The organism is Tunicatimonas sp. (assembly GCF_049647865.1).
Lineage (GTDB): Bacteria > Bacteroidota > Bacteroidia > Cytophagales > Cyclobacteriaceae > Tunicatimonas.
In genome coordinates, this window is sequence record NZ_JBARYM010000919.1 from 1 (window position 1) to 5,074 (window position 5,074).

A 5,074-nucleotide genomic window follows, 5' to 3' on the forward strand; every position below is an offset into this window, starting at 1 on the left:
ATGGGACTACTTTGCGAGAGGAAGCAATAGAATTAGAACTACTCACTGATGAACAGTTTGACGAATGGGTAGTACCCAAAAATATGGTAGGACGTTTGAAATAATCTAGGGGATATAACCCTCGGTCGACAGTCAATAGTCAACCGTGCATGTTCTCTGTAGGCTAAAAACTATTGACTTAAATAAATTTTTAATTAAACCATACAAGTAATGAAGTATGTATGTATCGTTGCCATCTTCTTGGTGGGTCTTATGGCAGTACCGGAAGTAGTTGTGGCTCAAAAGTTATCTAAAAAAGAGCGTAAACGCTTGAAGAAGGAGCAGAAAAAGCGGTTGAAAGAACTCAAGAAAATGAGTGCCGCTGACTTTCAGAAGCAGCAAGACCAGAACAAGGAATTAGCGGCTAAAGCTAGTGAACTGGAAAGCCAGCTTACCTCAGCCAAAAATGAGCTCTCTCAAAAAGATGCTGAAGTAAAACAGGTAAAAGATCAAGTGCGTCGCTTACAGGACGAACTTCAGCAGGCAAAAGCTGAAGCCAGTAACGCTCAAGAAAATGTACCGGTAGCCACTAATGCAAATGAAGACGCCGAGTACAATCAAGGGTTGGTATTTCGGGTGCAGATTGCAGCGTATCAAAATCAGGACCTGTCGGGCTACGATACTAGTGAAAACTTTACAGCAGAAGACGGGGATGATGGGCATCAGAAGTATACTTTAGGCAATTTCCGGGATTATTGGGAGGCCGATAAGTTTAAAAAATACATGCGGGCGATGGGAGTGAAAGATGCCTGGATTATTCCTTATCGCGATGGTAGCCGAGTGCCGATTAAAGATGTACTGGAAGATTTACGAAGCAACAATCCAGCAAATACTACTTCGGTCAACTGACGAAAATATACAACAGTAGCAGTATAAAAGCGTACATAACCAGGGTTGCCTGCATGTGCGCTTTCTATTTTATATAATAATCTCTTCGTTTTTTCATTATACCTACAGTCCTTATCAATTAATTATTGACGAAACTATTGAAGCACAAGACTTTCAGATATTTTCAGAAGTTGAGTCTTTACGGTAAACGAAGATAAAAAGCGGCTTACACTGCCAATCGCTAGTGAAATACTGCTGCCTGAGAATTGCTTTCTCAAGCAGTAATACACTGCAAAGGCTTCGCACCTAAGCAAATTGATGAAAGTACTCAGTATCAGATTGATTTTATCTTTACTTTTACCAAATAATTCAACCGACTTATGAAACCGTTCATTAATAAGCTAAGCTATTTGTTCTTAGCATTCGTAATTGTTCTCCCTTCTTGTAAAGACGATGAAGATGACCGCAACCGCCGCGATTTGCTCATTGGCACCTGGGAAATTCAAACTGGGGAGTTGGAGGGTTACGAAATAACGATTGAAGGAGTTACGCTAAATGAATCAACTATTGGAATAATTGCAGCCGCTTCTTCCGAAGTACGGCGAGTAGTAGATGCAGTTGAAGAAGGGGCCAACATATTGTTCCCTCCAGGTACTACTATTTCCTTTAATGCAGATGACAGCTTCGTAATAGAAGACGAAACGGAAGTTACCAATGGCACTTGGTCCTTAAGTGATAATGAAGAAACTATTACCGTACAGGCCACTAACGATCTTGGAATCGATCAGCTAGAATTTATAATAAGATCGCTTACTGATCAAGCAATCGATGTTTCTCTTCGAATAGAAGATGATGACATAGACTTTGAAGATTTAGGTGAAGGTGAGCTTCCGGCTAATATAGAAGGTTTTGCAATCGAGTACGACTTTAATTTTGGCAAACAGCAATAAGAAAATGCACTATGCGTAAGCAATGGGTGTTTCAAAAAATACCAAACCAACAAACGGTTGAGCAACTTACCACCGATGTTCGGGTACCCGTCACATTAGCCACTATATTGGCTCAGCGAGGACTAAGCTCTTACAATGAGGCTAAAGCATTCTTTCGTCCTGATTTAAATCAACTTCATGATCCATTCTTAATGAAAGATATGGATCATGCCGTGCATCGGTTGATGTTAGCTATGCGCCGTCAGGAGAAAATTATGATATACGGCGACTACGATGTAGATGGTACCTGCTCAGTGGCGCTGGTTTATCACTTTCTCCGGGAAATTTATGATAAAGTAGAATACTATATTCCTGACCGTTACCAAGAAGGGTACGGAATATCGGAGCAAGGTATTCGACGTGCGGTAGAAAATGAGGTTGGTCTGCTAATTACGTTAGACTGCGGCATTCGAGCTATCAAGCTTATTAATCAAGCGCGTAAGCAGAATATTGATTGCATCGTCTGCGACCATCACCGCCCGGGTAATGAGTTGCCCCCCGCTTACGCTATTCTAAACCCTAAACAAGAAGGTTGTCAGTATCCGTATAAAGAACTATGCGGCTGTGGTGTAGGCTTTAAACTACTACAGGGGTTTTGCCAATATACCAAGCAGTTGATGGAGCCATTACATCGCTTACTAGATTTTGTAGCGATTGCCATTGGAGCTGATATTGTGCCTATTACCGGCGAGAACCGACTGCTAGCGTACGGCGGAATTCAGGAAATTAATCAACGGCCTCGTCCGGCCTGGCAGGCGTTATTACAGGTGGCTGGAATAAAACCACCGCTGACTATTGAAAAAGTAGTCTTTGGTTTTGCACCTCGCATTAATGCTGCCGGACGTATCGGTCACGCTGATGCTGCTCTACGATTAATGTTAGAAAAAGATCAGGAGAAAGCTTACCAGTACGCTGATGCACTACATCAGAAAAATGCTGAGCGTCGCCACTTTGATAGTAGCATAACTGATCAGGCACTGAGTATAATTGAAGCTGATGAGCAACTAAAGCAGGCGCAGAGTACGGTTCTATATAATCAAAACTGGCATAAGGGGGTAATCGGTATAGTAGCCTCACGCTGCATTGAAAAGTACTACCGACCCACTATTATTCTCACTGAATCAAATGGAAAAGCTACTGGCTCGGCCCGTTCAGTAGATGGCTTCGATGTGCATGATGCTATTGCTGCCTGCGCTGATCTGCTAGAGCAGTTCGGTGGCCACGCTAGTGCGGCGGGGCTAACCTTATGCATAGAGAATATACCAAAATTTCAAGAGCGTTTTGAGCAAGTTGTTACCGAGCGGATTACTGATGAGCAAAAGATACCGCGGATCCCGGTAGACATAGTAATTCCGCTTACTGAAATTACCTCTAAACTATACAATATCACTCGGCAGATGGCCCCGTTTGGCCCCGGTAATATGCGTCCGGTATTTGTTAGTGAGAATCTAGAAATAGTTAATCAACCTCGTTTACTGCGTGAGCAGCACCTAAAGATTGAGGTTTGCCAGAATGCATGTGAGCCACTAAATGCTATTGGCTTTAGAATGCCTCATTTGTATGATCTAGTGCGAGAGAATCAGCCGTTTAGAATGGCGTATTCCGTAGCTGAGAATCATTACAACGGTCAGACTACGTTGCAGCTAGAGATAAAAGACCTCCAGTTGATGAATGAATAGACTGCTTTCTTTTCCAATAACAGTTAGTTCTATTATTCTTAACAAAGAAAATAATATTTTTCTTTCTAGGTCTTTATCTATACATTAGACGGTAAATAGTTCTATTCTCAATAGAATCACTTTATCTTTGCTCTTACTCCCTTATATGTAAGAACCGACTAAGTTTTTACGAGAAATCAACGAAAAACCTGCTCTTAAAGGAGCGAATATTGATGTTGATAATAATTAAACGATTAAGTGCCCTCTTAATTTATTACTAATGAAAAAGATTGTAAAAGCTTTAAGTCGCCAAGAACGTGTACACGGGAGAGTAATCTCGGGCGGTAGTCAAATCTATGAAAACAATGAAGGTAAGGTCTTGATTGATGAGATCAAGTACGGATTCTTTGAAAGGAAAAGTACAACTGGTGCATCGAGCTTTGGTCAGTTATATCTCTCTTACGAAGCATTTTCTAAATTCAGAAAAATACCGTTGAACTAATACGGTATTTCTAAGTCAAAATCTACTTTGTAAACACTACGCTATCGTAGCGTTCTACCTGAGCACCTAGGTTTTGCAAACGTTGGTGAATATTTTGATAGCCTCGGTCAATCTGCTCGATATTATAAATCAGGCTTTCACCTTCTGCCGAAAGGGCGGCAATCAATAAGGAAACACCCGCGCGAATGTCGGGCGAAGTCATCGACACTCCCCGTAACGATTGAACGCGGTCTAATCCAATAACAGTAGCTCGGTGTGGGTCGCAAAGGATAATCTGCGCTCCCATATCAATGAGTTTATCTACAAAGAACAGGCGACTCTCAAACATCTTCTGATGAATTAGTACGGTACCTTTGGCTTGAGTAGCCACTACCAAGATAATACTTAGCAAATCGGGGGTAAGTCCGGGCCAAGGTGCGTCCGCAATTGTCATAATAGAGCCGTCGATGAACGTATCTATCTCGTAATGTTCATTATCGTAGACGTGAATATCATCGCCATTAATATCAAAGTTAATACCTAGTTTGCGAAAGGTATTAGGGATTACACCTAGTTGATGCACACCCGCTCCTTTAATGGTAATGTCTGAGTTGGTCATAGCAGCTAAGCCAATGAAGCTACCCACTTCAATCATATCGGGCAACATGGTGTGTTCAGTCCCTTTCAACGAAGAGACACCTTCAACGCTAAGCAAATTAGAGCCTACGCCCGAAATCTTAGCCCCCATACGATTCAGCATTTCGCACAGTTGCTGCAAGTACGGTTCGCATGCTGCATTATAGATAATCGTTTCCCCTTCGGCCATGCTGGCTGCCATCACAATGTTCGCTGTTCCGGTTACGCTGGCCTCATCCAGTAACATATAGGTTCCTTTTAGATTAGAGGCATCAATAGTATAATAACTATCTTGGGTATCGTAATTGAATTTGGCACCCAGTTTTTCAAAGCCCAGAAAGTGAGTATCTAGTCGGCGTCGGCCAATTTTATCGCCCCCTGGTTTGGGTAGCGAGGCCTCGCCAAACCGAGCGAGTAGGGGACCCATCACCATAATTGAACCC

6 protein-coding genes are annotated in these 5,074 nt (G+C 42.3%); 5 read left to right on the forward strand and 1 reads right to left on the reverse strand.

The genetic code is table 11. The features are described from left to right. The 5 genes from WBA23_RS26000 to WBA23_RS26020 all read left to right on the forward strand — a co-directional run. The coding region (locus tag WBA23_RS26000) for a hypothetical protein (RefSeq protein WP_424585197.1) at positions 1-104 on the forward strand (104 nt) is incomplete at its 5' end. 106 nt (positions 105-210) lie between these two features. Continuing rightward, on the forward strand, positions 211-888 hold the full coding sequence (locus WBA23_RS26005; RefSeq protein WP_424585192.1) for a coiled-coil domain-containing protein: 678 nt from the start codon (positions 211-213) through the stop codon (positions 886-888). A 359-nt stretch (positions 889-1,247) separates the two neighbouring features. Then, positions 1,248-1,817: a hypothetical protein gene (locus WBA23_RS26010; RefSeq protein WP_424585193.1), complete on the forward strand. Its 570-nt coding sequence runs from the start codon at positions 1,248-1,250 to the stop codon at positions 1,815-1,817. A gap of 11 nt (positions 1,818-1,828) precedes the next feature. Next, positions 1,829-3,535 (forward strand): single-stranded-DNA-specific exonuclease RecJ, encoded by a 1,707-nt coding sequence (recJ, locus tag WBA23_RS26015; RefSeq protein WP_424585194.1) that lies wholly within the window; start codon positions 1,829-1,831, stop codon positions 3,533-3,535. A 259-nt stretch (positions 3,536-3,794) separates the two neighbouring features. Continuing rightward, positions 3,795-4,016 carry a hypothetical protein gene (locus WBA23_RS26020; protein WP_424585195.1) on the forward strand — a complete coding sequence of 74 codons (222 nt, stop codon included), beginning with the start codon at positions 3,795-3,797 and terminating at the stop codon, positions 4,014-4,016. Positions 4,017-4,038: 22 nt separating this feature from the next. On the opposite strand, the gene WBA23_RS26025 is transcribed toward WBA23_RS26020, so the two are convergent. Further along, the coding region (locus WBA23_RS26025; RefSeq protein WP_424585196.1) for a UDP-N-acetylglucosamine 1-carboxyvinyltransferase at positions 4,039-5,074 on the reverse strand (1,036 nt) is incomplete at its 5' end.